The 19,981-nt window shown below is 70.1% G+C and carries 18 protein-coding genes; 10 read left to right on the top strand and 8 right to left on the bottom strand.

Translation table 11 applies throughout. The annotated features are described in order from the left end of the window. Positions 1-25 precede the first annotated feature (25 nt). From ACEVFP_RS11750 to ACEVFP_RS11785, 8 genes are all read left to right on the top strand, one after another. Positions 26-415: a BlaI/MecI/CopY family transcriptional regulator gene (locus ACEVFP_RS11750; RefSeq protein ID WP_374999651.1), complete on the top strand. Its 390-nt coding sequence runs from the start codon at positions 26-28 to the stop codon at positions 413-415. After that, positions 412-1,299, top strand: coding sequence for a M56 family metallopeptidase (locus tag ACEVFP_RS11755; protein ID WP_374999652.1), 888 nt, complete (start codon positions 412-414; stop codon positions 1,297-1,299). The genes ACEVFP_RS11750 and ACEVFP_RS11755 overlap by 4 nt, the downstream gene beginning before the upstream one ends. A 107-nt stretch (positions 1,300-1,406) precedes the next feature. Next, positions 1,407-2,057, top strand: coding sequence for a DedA family protein (locus ACEVFP_RS11760; protein WP_374999653.1), 651 nt, complete (start codon positions 1,407-1,409; stop codon positions 2,055-2,057). Continuing rightward, on the top strand, positions 2,054-2,668 hold the full coding sequence (locus tag ACEVFP_RS11765; protein WP_374999654.1) for a CDP-alcohol phosphatidyltransferase family protein: 615 nt from the start codon (positions 2,054-2,056) through the stop codon (positions 2,666-2,668). Before ACEVFP_RS11760 ends, ACEVFP_RS11765 begins: the two co-directional genes overlap by 4 nt. Further along, positions 2,665-3,186 (top strand): hypothetical protein, encoded by a 522-nt coding sequence (locus ACEVFP_RS11770; RefSeq protein WP_374999655.1) that lies wholly within the window; start codon positions 2,665-2,667, stop codon positions 3,184-3,186. Before ACEVFP_RS11765 ends, ACEVFP_RS11770 begins: the two co-directional genes overlap by 4 nt. A gap of 105 nt (positions 3,187-3,291) precedes the next feature. Continuing rightward, positions 3,292-4,314, top strand: a complete 1,023-nt coding sequence (locus ACEVFP_RS11775) for an iron ABC transporter substrate-binding protein (protein ID WP_374999656.1) — start codon at positions 3,292-3,294, stop codon at positions 4,312-4,314. A 95-nt stretch (positions 4,315-4,409) separates the two neighbouring features. Beyond that, positions 4,410-5,849, top strand: a complete 1,440-nt coding sequence (locus ACEVFP_RS11780; protein WP_374999657.1) for an ABC transporter permease — start codon at positions 4,410-4,412, stop codon at positions 5,847-5,849. After that, the gene (locus ACEVFP_RS11785) at positions 5,846-6,859 is read left to right on the top strand and encodes an ABC transporter ATP-binding protein (protein ID WP_374999658.1); all 1,014 of its coding nucleotides are present in this window, start codon (positions 5,846-5,848) and stop codon (positions 6,857-6,859) included. The genes ACEVFP_RS11780 and ACEVFP_RS11785 overlap by 4 nt, the downstream gene beginning before the upstream one ends. 3 nt (positions 6,860-6,862) lie before the next feature. Here the strand turns inward: ACEVFP_RS11785 and ACEVFP_RS11790 are convergent, their stop codons facing one another. The 8 genes from ACEVFP_RS11790 to ACEVFP_RS11825 all read right to left on the bottom strand — a co-directional run bounded on the left by ACEVFP_RS11790 (position 6,863) and on the right by ACEVFP_RS11825 (position 18,006). Further along, positions 6,863-7,738 (bottom strand): methylenetetrahydrofolate reductase, encoded by an 876-nt coding sequence (locus ACEVFP_RS11790; RefSeq protein WP_374999659.1) that lies wholly within the window; start codon positions 7,736-7,738, stop codon positions 6,863-6,865. A 20-nt stretch (positions 7,739-7,758) separates the two neighbouring features. After that, complete coding sequence (gene ahcY / locus ACEVFP_RS11795; protein ID WP_374999660.1) at positions 7,759-9,219, bottom strand: adenosylhomocysteinase; 1,461 nt, start codon at positions 9,217-9,219, stop codon at positions 7,759-7,761. A gap of 83 nt (positions 9,220-9,302) precedes the next feature. Next, on the bottom strand, positions 9,303-10,280 hold the full coding sequence (locus ACEVFP_RS11800; protein ID WP_374999661.1) for a carbohydrate kinase family protein: 978 nt from the start codon (positions 10,278-10,280) through the stop codon (positions 9,303-9,305). Between the two features lie 81 nt (positions 10,281-10,361). After that, the gene (gene metK / locus ACEVFP_RS11805) at positions 10,362-11,564 is read right to left on the bottom strand and encodes a methionine adenosyltransferase (protein WP_374999662.1); all 1,203 of its coding nucleotides are present in this window, start codon (positions 11,562-11,564) and stop codon (positions 10,362-10,364) included. Between the two features lie 74 nt (positions 11,565-11,638). Next, positions 11,639-13,237, bottom strand: coding sequence for a methyltransferase domain-containing protein (locus tag ACEVFP_RS11810; RefSeq protein WP_375003820.1), 1,599 nt, complete (start codon positions 13,235-13,237; stop codon positions 11,639-11,641). 385 nt (positions 13,238-13,622) lie between these two features. Further along, positions 13,623-14,069, bottom strand: coding sequence for an acyl-CoA thioesterase (locus tag ACEVFP_RS11815; protein ID WP_374999663.1), 447 nt, complete (start codon positions 14,067-14,069; stop codon positions 13,623-13,625). Beyond that, the gene (smc, locus tag ACEVFP_RS11820; protein ID WP_374999664.1) at positions 14,066-17,731 is read right to left on the bottom strand and encodes a chromosome segregation protein SMC; all 3,666 of its coding nucleotides are present in this window, start codon (positions 17,729-17,731) and stop codon (positions 14,066-14,068) included. The genes ACEVFP_RS11815 and smc overlap by 4 nt, the downstream gene beginning before the upstream one ends. An 80-nt stretch (positions 17,732-17,811) precedes the next feature. Further along, complete coding sequence (locus ACEVFP_RS11825) at positions 17,812-18,006, bottom strand: hypothetical protein (protein ID WP_374999665.1); 195 nt, start codon at positions 18,004-18,006, stop codon at positions 17,812-17,814. 107 nt (positions 18,007-18,113) lie between these two features. Here ACEVFP_RS11825 and ACEVFP_RS11830 point away from each other — a divergent pair, with 107 nt between their 5' ends. Both ACEVFP_RS11830 and ACEVFP_RS11835 read left to right on the top strand, forming a co-directional pair. After that, the gene (locus ACEVFP_RS11830) at positions 18,114-18,614 is read left to right on the top strand and encodes a PH domain-containing protein (RefSeq protein WP_374999666.1); all 501 of its coding nucleotides are present in this window, start codon (positions 18,114-18,116) and stop codon (positions 18,612-18,614) included. Next, positions 18,601-19,977 (top strand): PH domain-containing protein, encoded by a 1,377-nt coding sequence (locus ACEVFP_RS11835; RefSeq protein ID WP_374999667.1) that lies wholly within the window; start codon positions 18,601-18,603, stop codon positions 19,975-19,977. The genes ACEVFP_RS11830 and ACEVFP_RS11835 overlap by 14 nt, the downstream gene beginning before the upstream one ends. The last annotated feature ends 4 nt before the right edge of the window (positions 19,978-19,981 follow it).

Here is a 19,981-nt window from a genome sequence, read left to right on the forward strand (position 1 = left end):
CTACCTCACGTAGTAGATTGGGGACATGGGCAGAGACTCCACCCCCAAGCACTCGACGCCTCGTCTGGGCGATCTCGAACGCGCTGTGATGAACGTCCTGTGGGACGCCCACGCCGCCCTCTCGGTTCGCGACGTCCTCGACGCCCTCGACGGCGACCTCGCGTACACCACCGTGATGACGGTGCTCGACCGGCTGGGCGGCAAGGACATGGTCGTCCGCGAGCGGGACGGCCGGGCCTACCGCTACCTCCCGGCCCACACCCGCGAGGAGGCCACCGCCGAGGTCCTCAACGCCGCCCTGGACGAAGCAGGTGGGGACCGCACCTCGGCCCTGGTGCACTTCGCCCGCAGCGTCGACGCCGACGACGCCGCCGCCCTGCGTGCCGCCCTGGAGGAGATCGAGCGCGGCACATGACCCCCGTCGCGCTCGGACTCATCGGCATCGTGCTGGCCCTGCCGGCCCCGGCGCTGCTGGCCCGCGCGCACTGGCCCCTGCTCTCCCCCGCCGCCGGCATCCTCATGTGGCAGGCACTGGCCCTGGCCGCGATCCTCGCCATGTCCGGCGCCGGACTGGCCACCGCCCTGTGGTTCGTCACCGACGACGATCCGGGCACCTGGCAGGTCGTGGGGCACGTGGCCGTGCTCGGCGTCGGCGTCATGGTCTGGGCCCGGTTCTGGTGGGCGGCGTGGAAGGTGTGGCGCGAGACCGCACAACGTCGCGCCCGGCACCGCCAGCTCGTGGACCTGCTCGGCCAGCCCCATGGCGCCCTGCCCGCCGTGCGCATCATGGCGGCGCAGACCCCCGTGGCCTACTGCATCCCCCGACGTGGTGACTCGCGAGTCGTGGTCTCCCAGGGCACGCTCGACGCGCTCGACGAGGTCTCCCTGCAGGCCGTCCTGGAGCACGAGCGCGCCCATGTGCGGACCCGTCACGACCTCGTCCTCGAGGCCTTCGGCGTGCTGCACCGTGCCTTCCCACGCATCCTGCGCACCGATGCGCCGCTGCGGCAGAGTCAGGTGCTGGTCGAGCTCATGGCCGATGACGCCGCCCGACGAGTCACCGGCGGCCCGGCACTCGCGCGGGCGATCGTCGCGCTCGCCGGCAGCCGGACGCCCTCTGGTGCGCTCGGTTCCGGCGGCGCGGCCCTGGCCCGCCTCGAACGGATCGGCGACCCCCACCGCTCCACCTGGTGGGCCACCACGCTCGCTCTCGGCATCTCGGCCGTCGTGCTCATCGTCCCCACCGTCGCCCTGGCGGTGCCGTGGATGATGCACGCCCTGGAGGTCCTGGGCGGCTGACCGTACGGGCCGACCCCAGGGTCGAGTCAGCCCTTCTGGGTGGATTCCCCGATGGCGCCGCGAACTGGCCAAGCAGGACGGTGGGAGGACCTACCTGAGAGGACACCATGGGCTGGTTCTTCGAGACCGTCGACGCCGTCAACAGCACTCTGCTCGATGCAGCTGGCGAGCCTTGGGCACTGCTCGCCCTGTTCGCCCTGTGCACGGCCGACGGACTGTTCCCCGTGGTGCCGAGCGAGTCGCTGGTGGTGGGCTTCGGGACCTTGGCCGCCAGCACCGGCGAGCCGATCGCGGTGGTGGCCGTCGTCGCGGCCGCCGGTGCCACCCTGGGCGACAACCTGACCTTCGCGCTGGGGCGGATGGTGGGCACCGACCGCTTCCGGTGGATGCGCACGCCGCGTGCGGCCGCCGCGTTCTCACGGGCCGAGGCGACACTCGAGCGACGAAGCGCGTCGTTGGTCCTGACCGCGCGGTTCATCCCGGCCGCGCGAGTCGCCGCATACCTCGCCGCCGGAGCCTCGGCGATGCCCCGGCGCAGGTTCCTCCTGCTGAGCATGACGGCCGGCAGCTCGTGGGCCGTGTTCAACATCGGGATCGGCGTGCTCGCCGGCCAGTGGGTGGAGAACAACGCGCTGCTCGGCATGGCCCTGGCCATCGGGCTCGCCCTGGCTGTGGGTCTGGTCGTGGATCGCGTGATCAGCCTGACCGCCGACCGTCGGGCGCGCCACGACTCCCCCCGACCCCAGCGGTGCTCATGACGTCCACATACCGAACGCCCGGCCTCGCCGTCGATCGACGCCACCACCCGGGGCCCTTTCCCACGGTGCCCAACGTGGTGACCGTCGTCCGCACCGTCCTGTCGGTCGGACTCGGCGTCTACGGCCTCACCACGCCTGACCCGCTCTGGTGGATCGTCGGCGGGTACGCGGTGTACTGGCTCGGCGACAGCCTCGACGGCCTGCTCGCGCGCCGCCTCGACCAGGAGACCCGCGCGGGCGGCGTCCACGACATCGTGAGCGATCGAGCCTGCACCGGCGTGCTCGCCGCCGGGCTGCTGGTCCTCCAACCGGACCTGTGGCCAGCCATCGTGATCTTCCTGCTCAACTTCATGGTCCTGGACACCCTGGTCTCGCTGAGCTTCCTGCTGTGGCCGATCGTCAGTCCCAACTACTTCGGGCAGGTCGATGCTCGGGTCCACCGGTACAACTGGTCGCACCCGGCCAAGGCCCTCAACAACGTGGGCATCGTGGCCGCAGTGGTCGTCGCGAACCTCTGGCTCGCCCTGGGCATCGTCACCGTCCAGATCGCGGTCAAGCTCTGGACCGCCCGCGAGATCATCCGGCTGGTCGAGCAGCGAGAGATGTCGTGACCGAGACCGCGGTGGCCCTGACCTCCCTGCTCTACGGATTCGGCTCGGCACTCATCCCCGTCCTGAACGCCGAGGCCTACCTGGCGATCAACACCGCGGTCGCCGACAGGCCTCTTGCCTGGCTCGTCGTGCTGACGATGACTGCAGGGACCGCAGCGGGCAAGGTGCTGATCTTCTGCGGCGCACGCAAGGGCTCGGGCGTCCTCGCCGCCAGGACGTCCCGCGCTCGCCACCAGGCGACGGGGCTCACCTCGGACCAGACGCCGCAGGTGAGCGGCGGGCCACTGCGGACCCGGGTCCGCAGCTGGTCACGGCAGCTGCTGCGGTTCCTGGACGACCCGGTCAAAGGACCGCTCACCGTCTTCGGTGCCTCGGTGGCCGGTATCCCTCCCCTGGCGGTCGTCTCGGTCCTGGCCGGGGCCTCCAGGCAGAGCACCTGGCTGTTCGCGCTCGCGGTCCTCCTCGGTCGGGGCATCCGGTTCGCAGCCATCGCGGTCCCGGCGTCCCTGGCCTTCTGAGCCCTCGGCCCAGAGATCAGAAAGTCACGTGTAGCCTGTCCTTACTTAGGCCCCCCTTGCCTTCATCCGGCTCGGCTCGTGCCGACCACGACCCCCCGAGGACACATGGACACCCGAACCACCCTTCGCGCCACCCTGCCCGTCGTGGCGGCAGCCCTCGTGCTGTCGGCCTGCAGCGGCTCCTCCGACGACGCCGAAGACGCAGGCGAGGCGCTGACCGTCTACGTCGGCCGCGATGAGGAGCTCGTCTCCCCGCTCATCGAGCAGTTCACCGAGGAGACCGGCATCGAGGTCGACGCCCGCTACGGCGACACCCCCGAGCTCGCCGCCACCCTGCTCGACGAGGGCGACGCCACCCCTGCCGACGTGTTCTTGTCGCAGGACGCCGGCGCACTCGGCGCACTCAGCGCCGAAGGACTGCTCACCGAGCTCGACGACGACCTCACCGAGAACGTCAAGGCGGACTACAGCTCCACCGACGGGACGTGGATCGGCGTGACCGGCCGCGCCCGAGTCATCGCCTACGACAGCGAGGAGCTCGACGCCGACGACGTGCCCGACTCGGTCAAGGACTTCACTGACGACGAGTGGGAGGGCCGCGTGGGCTTCCCACCCGGCAACGCCTCCTTCCAGGCGTTCGTGACCGGCTTCCGCGTCGCCGAGGGCGACGAGGCCGCCCGCGCGTGGCTCGACGGCATGGCCGACAACGACCACCAGTCGTACGAGCGCAACAGCGAGGTCCTGGAGGCCGTCAACGCAGGACAGCTCGACATCGGCCTGATCAACCACTACTACTGGTTCCAGTCCGCCGCCGAGTCCGGCGAGGACGAGATGCGTGCCCAGCTGAAGTTCGCCGAGGCCGGGGACCCGGGTGCCCTGGTCAACGTCACCGGCGCAGGAGTCCTGTCGGACCACCCGGACGCGCAGGCCTTCATGGAGTACCTCGTCTCCGAGGCCGGTCAGACGTACTTCGTGGAGAACACCTACGAGTACCCGCTCATCGACGGCGTCGACGCGCCGGAGGGGCTGCCCACGTTGGAGGAGCTGCAGGGGCCGGACATCGACCTGTCCGACCTGGCTGACCTCGAGACCAGCGTCACGATGATCGAGGAATCGGGTCTCAGCTGACGTCGATCGACCAGAGCTCCAGGCCCCCGCTCCTGCTGCTGGCCACCGCCGGGGCGGGGGCTCTCGTCGCGTCCGTCCCCCTCGGATACCTGCTGGTGCGGGGCTCCTCGATCGGCGCCGACACCTTCGCCGACCGGTTGTGGCGAGCCCGGACTGGCGAGCTCCTGGTCTCCAGCGTGGCCCTCACCCTGGCCGTCTGCCTGACCTGCCTGGTGCTGGGAGTCGCCACGGCATGGGTGCTGAGCACCGTGCGGCTGCCCGGGCAGGCGTGGTGGTGGGTGGTCTCGGCGCTACCCCTGGCGGCCCCGTCCTACGTGACCGCGTTCGGCTGGCTGTCGACCATCCCCGGATGGAAGGGGTTCCTCCCGGCATGGTTCGTGCTGTCCGTGGTCTGCGTCCCCTACGTCACGCTCACGGTCGGGGCGGCGCTGCGGCGCGCCGACGCCGACCTGATCGACGTCGCCAGGTCCCTGGGCCGCTCGCCATGGGCCGCGTGGCGGGCCGGCATGCTCCCCCAGATCTCCCCCGCGGCCGGCGCGGGCACCCTGCTGGTGGCGCTCTACGTACTGTCGGACTTCGGGGCCGTCGCGCTCCTGCGCTACCCGGTCTTCACCTTCGCCATCCAACGTCAGTACGGCTCGTTCATCGGTCGCGACAATGCCGTCGTCCTGGCGCTGGTGCTCGTCCTGCTGGCCCTCGCGGTGGTGGGTCTGGAGCGGTGGATACGCGGACGGGGCCTGCGCCGGCGCATCGGGGCTGGTACCGGGCGCCCGGTGGAGCGTCGCGCCGCCGGCCGGGCGACGGTGCCCTGCATGGCTCTGCTGCTGATCGCCCCCGTGGCCGCTCTGGGGGTCCCCGTCGTGGCACTGTTCCGCCGCCTCGCGCAGGGCACCGCACGCACCCTCGATCCCACCGAGCTGCTCAGCGCCGTCGGCTCCACCGTCGCCGTGGCGGCCGGCGGCGCCCTGCTCGCCCTCGTGCTCGCCGTCCCGATCGGTGTGCTCGCGGCTCGTCACCGCGGTCCCGTCGTCACGGTGGTGGAGGCGGGAGGGTTCAGCGGCCACGCTCTGCCGGGCATCGTCGTGGCGCTGTCGCTCGTCTACTTCTCACTGCGGGTCGTCCCCAGCCTCTACCAAGGGGTGCTGGTGCTGATGTTCGCCTACGCCGTCCTGTTCCTGCCCAAGGCCATCGGCGCCACCCGCACCTCGGTCGCCCAGGTCTCCCCCGCGCTGACGGAGGTCGCCCAGTCCCTGGGCCGGCGTCCGCTCGCTGCCCACCGGGCCGTGACCTGGCCGCTCGCCACCCCGGGTGTGGCCGCCGGGGCGCTGCTCGTCATGCTGACGGCGATGAAAGAGCTTCCCGCGACGCTGCTGCTGCGGCCCACCGGCATGGACACGCTCGCCACGGAGATCTGGAGCCGCACCTCCGCCGCCGCGTACGGCGCGGCCGCCCCCTATGCGCTGGCCCTGCTCGTGGTGGCCGCCGTGCCCGCCTTCCTCCTGTCACGACCGGTCACCTGGGACGGCCCGCGATGACCGGCCTGCTCGTCCGCGGGGTGCGGGCCGGGTACACCGGTGTCGACGTGCTGCACGGGACCGACCTGCGAGTGGACTCCGGCACACTGGTCGCGCTGCTCGGACCCAGCGGCTGCGGCAAGACGACCCTGCTGCGCACCATTGCCGGGTTCCACCGGACCAGTGACGGAGAGATCCTGGTCGGCCACCAGGTGGTCGAGACGCCCGAGGCCGCCACACCGTCCCACCGGCGCCGCATCACGCTGGTGCCCCAGGAGGGCGCGTTGTTCCCCCACCTGGACGTCGCGGCCAACATCGCCTTCGGTCTCAAGGGCGGTCCGCGGGACGAGGTGCGCGAACGGGTCGACCAGATGCTCGACCTCGTGGGCCTGCAGGCCGAACGCCGCCGTCAGCCACACCAGCTGTCCGGCGGTCAGCAGCAGCGCGTGGCCCTCGCCCGCGCACTGGCGCCGCATCCGGACCTCGTCCTGCTCGACGAGCCGTTCTCCGCGCTCGACGCCCACCGGCGCGAGCGGGTCCGCGAGGAGGTGCGTGAGCTGCTGGCCTCCGAGAAGGCCACAGCCCTGCTCGTGACGCACGACCAGCAGGAGGCGCTGTCGCTCGCCGACGAGGTCGCCGTCATGCACGAGGGCCTCGTGCGGCAGCAGGACGTGCCCTCGGCCGTCTACTCCCGGCCGGCGGACACCTGGACGGCGCAGTTCGTGGGCGACTCGGTCATCCTCGACGCCGAGGTGGACGGCAACCGTGCCAGCACGCCGCTCGGTCCGGTCACGGTCGATGGTCCGTCCGGGAGCAGTCGGGTCATGCTGCGTCCCGAGCAGCTGAGACTCGGCGTGGGCACGGTCCGGGCGACGGTGCGGACCACTCGGTTCCAGGGCCACGAGTCGATGGTGACGGCCGAGCTGGCCGGCGGCCTGGAGGTCACCGTGCGCACCCGGGGCGTCGGCCCTCCGCCCGGCCGCGACGTGACGGTCGGGGTCGACGGCCGGGGCTGGCTCCTCCCCGACTGACGGCTACCGCAGACCGAGCCGGGCGACGAGCTCGCGGGTGGCCTTGGCCCGGTTGAAGGTGTAGAAGTGCAGACCCGGCACTCCCTCGTCGATCAGCCGCTGGGACAGCTCGGTGACAATGTCCATCCCCTCGGCGCGGAACGCCGCCGGATCGTCCACGAGCGGTTCGAGACGATCGAGCAGCCAGGTAGGAGCCGTCGTCCCGGAGAGCTCGATCGACTTGCGCAGCGTGCGCGGTGTCGTCAACGGCATCACACCAGGGATGAGCATGGCATCGCAGCCCTGGTCGGTGACTCGATCGCGCAGCCGAAGGAAGTCATCGGCCTCGAAGAACAGCTGCGTGACGGCGAAGTCCGCCCCGGCACGGAGCTTGTGCACCAGGTACTTCGTGTCGAGGTCGAGGTCGTCGGACCGGGGGTGACCGTACGGGAAGGCGGCCACCCCGACACAGAAGTCACCGAGCTCGTGGATCAGCTCGACCAGCTCGTGCGCGTGGTGCAGTCCGTCGGGGTGCGGGGTCCACTCGCCCATGATGTCCCCGGGCGGGTCACCGCGCAGGGCGAGGATGTTGTGGACCCCCACACCCGCGAACTCACCGATGACCTGACGCAGCTCGGCCACGGAGTGGTTCACCGCCGTCAGGTGCGCCATCGGCACCAGCGTCGTGTCGGTCGCCGCCCGCGCGATGCTGCGGACGGTGCCCTCACGACTGTGCCCACCGGCCCCGTACGTGATCGACATGTACGCCGGGTCAAGCGGTTCGAGCTGGCGTACCGACCGCCACAGCACCTCCTCGTCCGCCTCGTCGCGGGGCGGGAAGAACTCGACCGAGAAGGCCGGCCCCTCCCCGTCCCGCATGCGGTCGACGACCTTGTGCATCCTGTGCCTCCGGGGAGCGCTCAGTAGCGGTAGTGCTCGGGCTTGTACGGGCCCTCGACGTCGAGTCCGACGTAGGCCGCCTGACGCTCGTTCATCGTGGTGAGCCGTACGCCCAGCGCGTCCAGGTGCAGCCGCGCCACCTTCTCGTCGAGGTGCTTGGGCAGGACGTAGACGTCCTTGGCGTACTCACCCGGCTTGGTGAACAGCTCGATCTGGGCGATCACCTGGTTGGTGAACGAGTTCGACATCACGAACGACGGGTGCCCGGTGGCGTTCCCCAGGTTCAGCAGTCGTCCCTCCGAGAGCATCAGGACCGAGTGGCCGTCGTCGAAGGTGAACTCGTGCACCTGCGGCTTGACCTCCTTCTTGACGACACCAGGGGTCTTCTCCAGCCCAGCGAGGTCGATCTCGTTGTCGAAGTGGCCGATGTTCCCGACGATCGCCTGGTGCTTCATCTGCCGCATGTGCTCGGCGGTGATGATGTCGATGTTCCCGGTGGTGGTGATGAAGATGTCGGCGTCGGCGACCACGTCCTCGACCGTGGCCACCTGGTAGCCGTCCATCGCCGCCTGCAGGGCACAGATCGGGTCGATCTCGGTGACGATGACCCGAGCGCCCTGACCACGCAAGGCCTCTGCACTCCCCTTGCCGACGTCGCCGTACCCGCAGACCACCGCGACCTTGCCGCCGATCAGCACGTCGGTCGCGCGGTTGATCCCGTCGACCAGGGAGTGCCGGCAGCCGTACTTGTTGTCGAACTTGGACTTGGTCACCGAGTCGTTGACGTTGATGGCCGGGAACAGCAGCTCACCGCTCTTGGCGAGCTGGTAGAGCCGGTGGACGCCCGTCGTCGTCTCCTCGGTGACGCCCAGGATCTCCGAGGAGATCGTGGTGAACCGCTTCGGGTCCTCGGCCAGGCTCTCGCGCAGGGTGGCGAGCAGGACCTTGTACTCTTCCGGGTCGTCGTCGGCCGGGTCCGGGACCTGGCCGGCCGCCTCGAACTCGACGCCCTTCTGGACCAGCATCGTCGCGTCCCCACCGTCGTCCAGGATCATGTTGGGTCCCTGGCCCTCACCGAAGCTGAACAGTCGGTCGGTGCACCACCAGTACTCCTCGAGGCTCTCCCCCTTCCAGGCGAAGACCGGGACGCCCTCGGGCTCGTCGGGAGTGCCGTGGGGTCCCACCACGACGGCGGCCGCGGCCTCGTCCTGGGTGGAGAAGATGTTGCAGGAGACCCACCGCACGTCGGCCCCGAGCTCCACGAGCGTCTCGATCAGCACTGCGGTCTGCACCGTCATGTGCAGCGATCCAGCGATCCGCGCGCCCTTCAGCGGCTTGCTCGCGGCGAACTCTCGACGCGTCGCCATCAGCCCGGGCATCTCGTGCTCGGCGAGGCGGATCTGGTCGCGGCCGGCCTCAGCCAGCTTCAGGTCAGCGATCGCGAAGTCGATCCCGCCGGCGGTCTGAACAGTGGTCCTCATGTGTCCCTCTCGTGTGAAGCTCGTGTCAGTGAAGTCGCGCACGGACCATCGGGGGCCGCGCACGGTGGATTGCTGGGCGCCGGTCAGCGCGCCAGCTTCGGCTCGATCTCGGCTGCCGCCGCGTCTCCGTACACGCGCGCGATCCGGCCGGCGAACTCGGTGGACTCCAGCTCGTACTCCTGGGTCCCGACCGACTCCAGCACCACGGCGGCCAGCGCACAGCCGACCTGCGCGGCACGTTCGACGGTGAGGTCGCGGTGCACGCCCCACAGGAAGCCGGCACGGAACGCGTCGCCGACCCCGGTCGGGTCGGCCACGTCCTTGACCGCGACAGCGGGCACGCTCACCGGTTCGCCGTCGCTCGTCTCGATCCGCACGCCGTCAGCGCCTTGGGTCATCACCCAGCAGCCGACCTGGTCGAGGACCTCCTGCTGGGTCCACCCGGTGCTCTTCAGCAGCAGCTGGGTCTCGTAGTTGTTGGTGAACAGGTACGCAGCACCCGTCACCAGCTGCCGTACGTCCGAGCCGTCCATCCTGGCCAGCTGCTGGGACGGGTCGGCAGCGAACCGGATGCCGCGCTCACGGCACTCCTGGGTGTGGCGGACCATCGCCACCGGGTCGTTCGGCGCGACGACGACCAGGTCGACGTTCCCCAGGCGCTCGGCCACGGGACCGAGCTCGATCTCGCGGGCCTCGCTCATCGCTCCGGCGTAGAACGAGGCGATCTGGTTCTGGTCGGTGTCGGTCGTGCACAGGAACCGAGACGTGTGCCGGGTCTCCGAGACATGCACGTGATCGGTGTCCACACCATGGCGTTCGAGCCAGGACCGGTAGTCGGCGAAGTCCTGGCCCACCGCACCCACCAGGGCCGGTGAGGCGCCGAGGGAGCCGAGCGCGAAGCAGATGTTCGCCGCGACACCGCCCCGGCGGACGTCGAGCTCGTCGACGAGGAACGACAACGAGATGCTCTCGAGCTGGTCGGAGACCAGGCTGTCGGTGAATCGACCGGGGAAGGTCATCAGGTGGTCGGTGGCAATCGATCCGGTCACGACAAGTTGCATGGATGCCTTTCGAGACATGGGTTGGACGGGGCATGGGTCGTGCGGGACGGGCGCGACGGCCCGGCCCGCACGACGGTGGAGCTACGCGCTCGCTGCGTCCTTGAGGGCGCCGGCGCGGTCCGTGCGCTCCCACGGCAGGTCGAGGTCCGGGCGCCCGAAGTGCCCGTATGCCGCGGTCTGCGCGTAGATCGGACGCAGCAGGTCGAGGTCCCTGATGATCGCGGCAGGACGCAGGTCGAAGACCTCGTCCACGGCCGCCTGGATGCGTGCGGGCGCGACCTTCTCGGTGCCGAACGTGTCGACCCGGACACCGACCGGCGCCGCCTTGCCGATGGCGTAGGCGACCTGGATCTCGGCTCGGTCGGCCAACCCTGCGGCCACGATGTTCTTGGCCACCCACCGGGTCGCGTACGCAGCGGAGCGGTCGACCTTCGACGGATCCTTGCCGGAGAACGCGCCGCCACCGTGACGCGCCATGCCTCCGTACGTGTCGACGATGATCTTGCGTCCGGTCAGCCCCGCATCGCCCATCGGACCGCCGAGCACGAACCTGCCGGTCGGGTTGATCAGGATTGTCGGCTCGTCCACATCCAGCCCGAGTGACTGGACCGTGGGCGTGATCACCTGCTCAGTGAGGTCGACGGTCAGCATGTTCTCCAGATCGATGCCCTCGGCGTGCTGGCTGGACATCACGACCGTGTCCAGGCGCACAGGCTCATCGCCGGAGTACTCGATCGTGACCTGGGTCTTCCCGTCAGGACGCAGGTAGGGCAGCGCACCGGAGGTACGCACCTGTGTCAGGCGGTTCGAGAGTCGGTGGGCCAGGGCGATCGGCAGCGGCATCAGCTCAGGGGTGTCGGTGCAGGCATAGCCGAACATCAGCCCCTGGTCGCCCGCGCCCTGTTGATCGATCTCGTCCAGGGCGTCCTCGAGCCGGGACTCGTAGGCGGTGTCCACGCCCTGGGCGATGTCGGGGGACTGTGCGCCGATCGACACGTTCAGGCCGCACGTCGTGCCGTCGAAGCCCTTGGCCGATGAGTCGTAGCCGATCTCGAGCACCTTCTCGCGGACCAGGCTCGGGACGTCGATCTGTGCCGCCGTGGTGACCTCGCCGGCCACGTGGATCTGGCCCGTCGTGACCATCGTCTCCACAGCAACCCTGCTGCGCGGGTCCTCGGTGAGCATCGCGTCCAGGATCGTGTCGCTGATCGCGTCGCAGATCTTGTCCGGGTGCCCCTCGGTCACCGACTCGCTGGTGAACAGGCTCGTGGTTGATCTCGTCATCAGTCGTCTCCTCTGACGTCGTGGGGAGCCGATCGGCCCGTGCGGGCCGGCCGGTCTCGATGATGGGTGTGGGCTCAGACCGTGACGTGGAACAGGCCCCACGCCAGGTTCCCGGCGCGACCTCCGTCGACCCAGTGCTGCAGGCCCGTCTTCATCGCGGTGAGGTAGGCCTCGCTGACGTCCGCGGAGATCTCGTCCTCGCGACGCTCGGTCTCGGCGAGCACCCGCCCGTAGTGCGTGACCAGCTGCGGAGTGTGGTCATCGAAGTCCACGGCGCTCACCCCGAGCTTGTTGAGCTCGCGTCGGTAGAAGGCGGGCGAGCCCATCGACTCCAGGTGGAGCCGGTCCAGGATCGGACGCAGCGCCTGCCGGTCGCAGCCGTCGGCCGCCATCGGGTCGGTGAAGACCATCTCGCCGCGCGGCTTGAGCACGCGGATGATCTCCTGCAGGGCCCGGACCCGGTCCCCGCTGTGCAGCAGGGCGTCCTGGGACCAGGCCACGTCGAACTCGTTGTCGCCGTAGGGCAGGTCCTCGAACGAACCGTCGACCACGTCGATCAGGTGCTCCAGCCCCTGCTCGATGTTCATCGCCCGGTTGCGTTCGTTCTCGACCTCGCTCAGGTTGAGGCAGGAGACCGAGCAGCCGAAGGTCCGTGCGAGATGACGCGCCGCGCCGCCGTAGCCGGCGCCGATGTCGATGACCCGTGTGCCCGGTCCGAGACCGACCTTCTCGGCCATCTGCTCGACCGTGCGGCGGCTCGCACTGGCGATGTCCTCCTGCGGGTCGGCGTAGAGACCGACGTGGATGTCCTCGCCGCCCCAGATCGAGTGGTAGAAGTGGTCGGCGTCGGTGGAGTTGTAGTAGTCGCGGGCGGTGGTCGCGGCCGAGGAGTAGCCCGACAGCCGGTCACCGGTCTCGGCGTAGCGCTTCTCGGCGACGTGGACGAGGAAGTCGGGCTCGTGGTCCTGGAAGGTCTCCTGGAAGTCGCCGTAGGTGTTCACTCGCTGGAACCCCACCTCGCGCAGCAGTCGCCGCGTGTAGTCCTTGCGCAGGGGATACATGTTGAGGTGGTAGGTGGACTGGTCCTGGAAGGTGTACCGGAACCGTGCCAGGCCCTCGTCGATGTGCTCGGGCTCGGCCGTGACCTCCTCGCCGCCGTAGTAGTACGTGTGGGTGCTGGAGGCTCCCGCATCCAGCAGCGCGTCGTAGTTGCGCTGGTCGAGGATCAGGACGCCGTCGTGCTTGAGCACGGCGTAGAACTCCGCCAGGGCCTTGCGACGGTCCTGCTCGGAGAACAGGTGCGTGAAGGAGTTGCCGAGGCAGATCACCGCGTCGAAGACCTGGTGCACGTCCCGGTTGAGCCAGCGCCAGTCAGCGTGGACCACACGCAGCGTGTGACCGAACGCTCGACCGTTCTCGAACGCCTTGGCCAGCATCTCCGGACTGCCGTCGGCACTGACGGTGTCGAAGCCCTCGCCCAGGAGCCGCACCGAGTGGTAGCCGGTGCCGGTCGCGACGTCCAGGACCGACTGGGCGCCCCAGGACTTGAGCAGGTCGACGAAGAACGTCCCCTCGCTCTCGTACCGCTTGCGCCAGTCGATCAGCTGGTCCCACTTGTCGACGAAGCCCTCGACGTACTCCTCGGCGTAGTGGTCGGTCTCGCGAACCTCCAGCGGGTTCTCCCCGAACGACTGATCGGGATGAGCTCGGCCGACGCCGAGCTGATCGGTGTCCTGCGTTGCACGGTGGTCGACGTGGGGGTCGATGATGCTCCTCCTCAGTGCCTCCGTCCGACCGGGCGTCTGGACGGGTTCCCTACGTTATGGAGGCTCGCCGGGCAAGTAAACCGAGCGCGCAAGAGTTCACACGACGACTCGCTGACCTTCACGCGGAGGTTGATTTTCAGATGTCAGACCCGACGCGCGCGCGTGTAGCAAGCGCCGATCGACACTCTTCGACCCACCCCTGGCGACGAGGAAAATTCATCTCGCAGGACGTCCAGATAATGGACATGCGACGGTGGACAAACGGACGTTGCCCGGCTCCGGGGAGGCCGGCTCACGCCAGCGCGGTGAGCGCCTGCCGGACCACGTCCGGCACAGGCGTGACCTCTCGTCCCGGGCCGCTCACGTACACGTGCACGAAGCGCCCGACAGCCGCCGGAGAGGCGTCGTCGCCCTGGAAGAGGGCGATCTCGTAGACGACGCTCGACGTCCCGAGCCGCTCGACGCGCAGACCGGCCACGACGTCGTCCGGGAACCGCAGCTCCCTCAGGAAACGGCATCCCGTCTCGGCGACGATCCCGTAGGCGTCGAGTCGGCGGATGTCGGTGCCGCTCGCCTCGATGAGCCAGCCGTTGACCGCAGTGTCGAAGAAGGAGTAGTAGACGACGTTGTTGACGTGGCCGTAGACGTCCTCGTCCTCCCAGCGCGTCGTGATCGTGTACCGGGCCGGGTAGTCGGCCAGCGGTCGTTCCGGCGCCCCTGCCGCGCTCTCCCTGCTCACGACACGCTCTCCTCGTCCTCACGCAGGCGCTGGCTGATCACCGCCGAGACGCCGTCACCTCGCATCGAGACGCCGTAGAGCGCATCGCCGACCTCCATCGTGCGCTTCTGGTGCGTGATGACGACGAGCTGGGAGCTGGCGCGCAGCTCCTCGTAGATCTCCAGCAGACGGCCCAGGTTGGTGTCGTCCAGGGCCGCCTCGACCTCATCGAGGATGTAGAACGGACTCGGCCGCGCCTTGAACAGCGAGACGAGGAACGCCACCGCCACGAGCGAACGCTCACCGCCGGACAGCAGCGACAGCCGCTTGACCTTCTTGCCCGGGGGACGCGCCTCGACGTCGATGCCGGTGGTGAGCATGTTCTGCGGGTCAGTGAGGATCAGCTTGCCCTCGCCGCCGGGGAACAGCCGGGAGAAGACGCCCGCGAACTCGGCCTCGACGTCGTGCCACGCCTCGGTGAAGACCTGCTCGACGCGGGCATCGACCTCCTCGACGATGTCGAGCAGGCTCTGCCGGGTCTTTCGCAGGTCGTCCAGCTGCTCGGAGAGGAACTGGTGGCGCTCCTCCAGGGCCGAGAACTCCTCAAGCGCCAGGGGGTTGACCTTGCCCAGCATGGCCAGCGCACGCTCGGCCTTCTTGAGCCGCTTGGTCTGCGCGGCCCGGTCGTAGGGTTGCGGCTCCGTGTCCTCTTGCCGCCCACGGCCCGGCACCCCCGCTGTGTCCTCTTGCCGCCCACGGCCCGGCACCCCCGCCGGGTCGTCCGGGTCGTCCGGCTCGTCCTTCTCCTGTGACACCTCAGGGGCCGGCGGCGGGACCGGCTGGTCAGGGCCGTACTCGGTGACCAGCGCCTCCACCTCGATGCCGAGCTCCTCCAACGCCCTCGCCTCCAGCGACTCCAGGCGCAGGCGCTGCTCGGCGCGGGCCATCTCATCGGCGTGCACCGAGCTGGTGAGACCTTCCAGCTCGGTGGACAGCTCCCGCAGGCGTGCACGCACGTCGCGCAGGGCCTCCTCACGTCCGGTACGTGCCTGCTCGATCCGGGTGCGCTGCTCGGCGGCCGCGGCGATGGAGGTCTCCAGGCGATCCAGCACGACGTCGCTCACGGCCACGACGGCGCGAGCGGTCTCTGCCTCGCGCAGCTGACGTTCGCGCCGTTCGCGCGCCCGGATGCGGGCCTCCCGCTCCTCGGCAGCAGCCTGGGTGAGCGCCGTGACCTGCCCCTCCAGGGCGCGGGCGCGCTCCTCGTTGGTGCGCAACGCCAACCGGGCCTCGGTCTCGCCACGCCGCGCGGCCGACGCCTGCTCGGCCAGCTCCTCCATCTGCGTGGTGTCCGGCTCGCTCTCGGGGGCGTTCTCGGCCTGCTCCAGCCGTGCCTCCAGGTCTGCGAGCCCGCTCAGGTCACGCTCGTGGGAGGCCTTGGCCTCCTCGATCGCGGCCGTCAGGCGCTCTGCCTCAGCCTTGGCGGATCGAGCCACCGAGCCCAGGTTCGCGAGGTTCTCGGCGACGGCCGCCATCTCGGCATCGGACTCGTGCAGACGCTCCATGACCGTCTCGGCACGCTCCTTGGCCTCATCACGTGTGGCGAGGGCTCGTTGCCGTGCGAACTGCAGCTCGTGCAGCTCGCGCTCGACCTGCTCGAGGTCGGTGACCGTCGCCTCGATCGCGGACTGCACCTCGATGAGGCTCTGCTCGGACGTGGACCCGCCCGAGGCGAAGTGGGCACCCAGCATGTCGCCGTCGCGCGTCACCGCGGTGACGTCACCGGCCTGACGGACGAGGGCCTTGGCCGCCTCGAGGTCGTCGACGACGGCGGTCTTGAACAACAGTCGGCGCAGGGTCGGCTGCAGGGACTGCGGTGCGTCGATCACGTCCACGGCGTAGGTGGCAGCATCCGGCAGACCCGGCCAGCCTGAGTCGTCGATGAAGTTGTCGCCCCCGTGGTCAGCGCCGCCCAGCAGCAGGCCGGCGCGCCCGAGATCCTCGGACTTGAGCTTCTCCATGGCGGTCACGGCAGTGTCCAGATGGTCCACGGCCACCGCGTCGGCAGCCGAGCCGAGCGCAGAAGCCACAGCAGCCTCGAACCCCGGCCGGACGGTGAGCAGCGCCGCGACCGAGCCCAACAGCCCGTTCAGCTCGTCGCTGGCCGCGAGCAGGGCGCCGGCACCGTCCTTGCGGGCCAGGCCGAGCTCCAACGCCTCCCGACGCGCCTGCAGAGCGGTCTGGCGGCGCTCGGCCTCCTGCTCGGAGCTGATCGCCTCGGCGACCGCCGCCTCAGCCGTGGCCAGTGCCTCCTCGGCAGACTCGTGCTCGGCATCCAGGCCCGACTCCCCGGCGTCGAGCCCGGCGATCTGGTTCTCCTGGACGGTGAAGGCGTGCTGGGCCTCCTGGGCCCGACGCAGGGCCTCATCGCGTGCCGCGGTGAGCCGCTGCATCTCGGCGTCGGCGGCCTCGGCACGGCTGCGCAGGCCGCCCACCTGTCCGCGCAGTCGGGCCAGCCCTTCACGCTGGTCCGCTGCAGCACGCAGCAGACCGGCCACCCGACGCTCCTCGGTGCCATAGGCCTCCTCGGCCGCGGTGCGCGCCTCGATGGCCTGCTCCAGCGCCCGTCCGGCCTTCTGCACGGCGTCGCCGAGCTCGGCATGCTGCTCCCGGACCCGAGTGGCCTCGGCCTCCAGCTCCTCGGGGTCGCGTCCTTGGTGCTGCTCGTCGGTCTCCACTGCCGCCAGTCGGATGCGTTCGGTGGCGAGACCGGCAGTCCCCCGCAACCGCTCACGCAACCCGGACAACCCGTACCAGACCTCCTGCGCCGCCGAGAGCGCCGGTGAGTCCGAGCGCAGCGCGTCCTCCAGCTCCATCTCGGCCTGACGCTGCTCCGCGACGGACTTCTCGACACCGGCCCGACGCTCCTTGAGCGCTGCCTCGTCGGCCATCTCCTCGGCGATCGTCTCGCGGGCCGTCACGATGTCGTCCGCGAGCAGCCGCGCCCGCGCATCGCGGGCGTCGGCCTGGATCGTCACCGCGCGACGTGCCACCTCGGCCTGGCGGCCCAACGGCTTGAGCTGGCGACGCAGCTCGGTGAGCACGTCCTCCAGCCGGGTCAGGTTGGCCTGCGTGGACTCCAGCTTGCGCAGCGCCTTCTCCTTGCGCTTGCGATGCTTGAGGACCCCGGCGGCCTCCTCCACGAAACCGCGACGCTCCTCCGGGGTGGAGCGCAGGATGGAGTCGAGCTGGCCCTGGCCGACGATGACGTGCATCTCTCGACCGATGCCGGAGTCACTCAACAGCTCCTGCACGTCCAGCAGCCGGCACGCATTGCCGTTGATGGCGTACTCCGAGCCGCCGTTGCGGAACATGGTCCGCGAGATCGTGACCTCGGTGTACTCGATCGGCAGCGCGCCGTCACTGTTGTCGATGGTGAGCGCGACCTCGGCGCGCCCCAGCGGAGGACGCCCCGCCGTACCGGCGAAGATGACGTCCTCCATGGTGCCGCCGCGCAGCGACTTGGCGCCCTGCTGGCCCATCACCCAGGAGAGTGCGTCAACGACGTTGGACTTGCCGGAGCCGTTGGGGCCCACGACGCACGTGATGCCCGGCTCCAGCTGCAGCGTCGTCGACGAGGCGAAGGACTTGAAGCCGCGGAGCGTCAGGCTCTTCAGGTACACCGAGTTCTCCTGGGGCGTCGACCGGTCGGGATTCTGCTCACCCTAGAGGACTGGGCGCCCGTGACGGCGGAGGCGGTACCTCAGTGCGCGAGCGGCTCGAGGAGCTCGTCAACGGCCTCGACGCGCTCGCCGAGGGCCTTCAGGAGGCCGTCGTTCTCGACCTTGAGCCGCAGGACCTCCGCCTCGAGGTCCGCAACACGGCGGCGCAGTCGGGCGGACTCTCGGATCTGGTCGGGGGTGGGTCCTCCGACATAGCCGACGAGGGCCTTGGCCATGAATGTCCTCCGCACAAGAACGACGGGAATGGCAGCGTTGGCTGCATCTGCCAGTGTCGCACCGCCTCGACCCTGCGGTCAAACCTCGCGAACCGTAGGCTCACGGTGTGACTGTTGACGTCTTCCGGCCCGTCAGCGAGACGTGGGCGCCGGTCTCCCCCGCCCTCGCGACCGCCCGGCGCCTCGTGGCCCTGCCCTGCCTCCTGCTGCCCGCGCTCGCCCTGAGCGTCGGCGCCGCCACCCCGCTGCCCGCCTGGCTGCGCGCCGTGTTCGCCGTCGGCGCCCTCGCCCTGCTGACGGCTGCGGTGCTCACCTGGGTGTGGGCGGGCCGCAACCAGCGCAGCTGGGGCTACGCCGAGGCCGAGGACGACCTGCTCGTGACCCGCGGCGTCATGTTCAAGCGTCTCGTCGCCGTCCCCTACGGCCGGATGCAGTTCGTCGACGTGTCCGCCGGACCGATCGCTCGCCGGCTCGGCATCGCCACCGTGACGCTGCACACCGCGAGCACCGAGACGGCCGCCGACATCCCGGGAGTCCCCGCCGAGGAAGCGCGGCGCCTACGCAACAGCCTCACCGAGGTCGGGGAGGCGCACGGTGCAGGAGTCTGAGCGCGGCTCCCAACCCGGCACCCCCGCCGATGCGGCCGGCCTGCGCACGCACCCGCTGACCGCCCTCACCACCGGACTGCTCTTCTCCCTCCCGGCAGCAGCCGCCGTGGTCTTCTCCTTCGTCCAGGGCGGCAACCTGCCGGACCTCCCGTGGTGGCTCCTCCTCGCGATCCCGGTGGGGATCGCGGTGGGCGGGTTCGTCGTCGGAACCGCGATCGGCTACATCTCGTGGTACTTCACGACCTATGTCATCGACGGCGCCGAGCTGCGCGTCGACTCCGGAGTGCTCTGGAAGTCCTCCCGTCGCGTCCCCTACGAACGATTGCAGTCCGTCGACATCGCGCAGCCGCTGCTGGCCCGCATCGTCGGGCTCAGCGAGCTGCGCATGGAGACCGCTGGCGGCGCGGACTCACGCACCTCACTGCGCTACCTGCGACTCACCGATGCCGAGTCGCTGCGCCGCATCCTGCTGGACCGCGCCCACGGGACCGGCGCTCCCGCACAGACCCCGGCTGGAGAGCCAGAGGACCTCATGACCGCGGGGCCGCGGCAGGTCCTGAGCCAGGTCTCCCCCGTCCGCCTCCTGCTCGGGACCCTGGTGAGCCTGGACTTCGCCGTCGCGCTGCTCGGCGGGCTGGCGTTCCTGGTCATCCTCCTGTTCACCGATGTCCCGCTGGCGGCCGTCGGTGGCCTCATCCCCTTCGCCACGGTGCTGGTCCGCATCGTCGCCAACCGCGTCGCCGCCCAGTGGGACTCCACCCTCTCGGAGGGCGAGCGCGGACTGCGCATCGAGCGTGGACTGCTGTCACGCACCTCACAGACCGTTCCCTGGGAGCGGGTGCAGGGGCTTGCGGTGGAGGAGCCCCTGGTGTGGCGTCGGCTCGGGTGGGCCCGGCTGCGGGTCGACGTCGCCGGCTACGGCAACGAGACCAGCGACGAGTCCGGGGAGGTCACCTCCACCCTCGTGCCGATCGCGGATCGTCACGTCGTCCTGACGCTCCTCGAGCACGTCCTGCACAGCCGCCCCGACACGGTGAACCGCATCGCTCCCCCGCGCCGCTCCTGGCCTGTCGCGCCGCTGGTGTGGCGCTGGCGGTGGGTGGGAGCCGACTCGGCGTCGTTCATCGGCGTGGAAGGCTGGTTCCAGCGACGCACCAACGTGGTGCCGCACCACAAGACGCAGTCGGTGGAGATCCGTCAGGGACCGTGGCAGCGCCGACTCGCCGTGGCGACGGTGGAGGTCCACACCCCGAACGGCCCGGTTGACGCCGACGGACGTCACCTCGATGCCGAGACCGCGCGCGACGTCGCCCTGCACCAGGTGGAACGCGCCCGCCTGGCCCGCTCGGCAACCGGCAGCTGAGGCA

The sequence above is a fragment of the Aeromicrobium sp. CTD01-1L150 genome, from assembly GCF_041951745.1.
Classification (GTDB): Bacteria; Actinomycetota; Actinomycetes; order Propionibacteriales; family Nocardioidaceae; genus Aeromicrobium.